General features: G+C 60.7%; 1 protein-coding gene. It reads left to right on the top strand.

The window, feature by feature from the left end; translation table 11 throughout:
• Nucleotides 1-262: 262 nt before the first annotated feature.
• Nucleotides 263-1,197: glycerate kinase (locus VKV18_RS08950; protein WP_324203864.1), on the top strand; the 935-nt coding region annotated here is incomplete at its 3' end.

Genomic DNA, 1,197 nt, shown 5'->3' with positions numbered 1-1,197 from the left:
TCTGTTTCGGTGCGGCGATAGACGGCGAGGGTGGTATCTTTTGCAACGGTCTCCACGGCCACAATGCGGGGTTCGGGGTCCCACCCGTAGAGTATCTCTTCGGCCTGCATGACGGTATTTTCTTCTTTGTGGGGATGTTTTGAAGATTATACCTATTCTGGCCTTGTCTCAGATGCCATCGGGGAGCAGCCACACGCAGTTGAGGCCGGTATAAGCAGCGCTAAGGTAGAATGTTTTGCATGTTGATGAACCGAAGGGTGAAATGCCGTTGATTCGACGCTCCATTTTGGTATGTCCAAACGCTTTCAAGGGAAGTTTGACGGCCGGCGAGGCGTCGCACGCCATGGCGGAGGGGATACAAGAGGTACTTGGCAGCGAGGCGCCGCTTATTCGGTTGCCCTTAGCGGATGGCGGGGACGGCACTCTCGAGACGCTGGTAGAGGCCACCGGTGGGGCGATCTATCGGGCGCAGGTGCACGATCCGCTCAATCGCCTTATAGAGGCAGCGTGGGGACGGTTGGGTGGAGAGAAGGGAGAGTTTGCCGTTATAGAGATGGCACAGGCTTCGGGCTTGCGCCTGTTGAAGCCGGAGGAGCGCGATCCGCTGCATGCCACCACCTACGGCACCGGCGAGCTGATGTTAGAGGCGGTGAGGGCTGGGTGTAAGAAGCTGCTGGTTGGAATTGGCGGAAGCGCGACAAACGATGGAGGGGCCGGCATGGCGCAGGCGTTGGGGGCGCGGCTTCTGGATGAACAGGGGCGAGAGCTGCCGCCAGGGGGAGCAGCCCTTCGGCGTTTGAAGACGATAGACCTTACCCATTGGAAGCTCCCCCCGGATGTTGAGGTGATTGTGGCCTGCGATGTGGATAACCCTCTTTGTGGAGAGCGGGGAGCTTCTGCTGTTTACGGGCCTCAAAAGGGGGCGACGGCGGAGATGGTGGCCGTGTTGGATGAGGCACTTGCCCACTATGCGGCGATATTGCAGAGCGAACTAGGCGTTGCGGTTGCCGATGTGCCTGGCGCCGGGGCGGCGGGCGGGTTGGGAGCAGGCCTGCTGGCCTTTTGCCGGGCAAGGCTGGTGGCGGGCGCCGAGATGGTGCTGGATGTGCTCGACTTCGATACCCACTGCAGGAACAGCTGCCTTGTGTTGACGGGCGAGGGCAAGCTGGATGGGCAGACGCTGCACGGCAAGGCCAT

The organism is Chthonomonas sp., from assembly GCF_035294505.1.
GTDB lineage: Bacteria > Armatimonadota > Chthonomonadetes > Chthonomonadales > Chthonomonadaceae > Chthonomonas.
The sequence above is the reverse complement of the archived record's forward strand: the minus strand, read 5'-3'. Positions and strand labels throughout refer to the sequence as shown.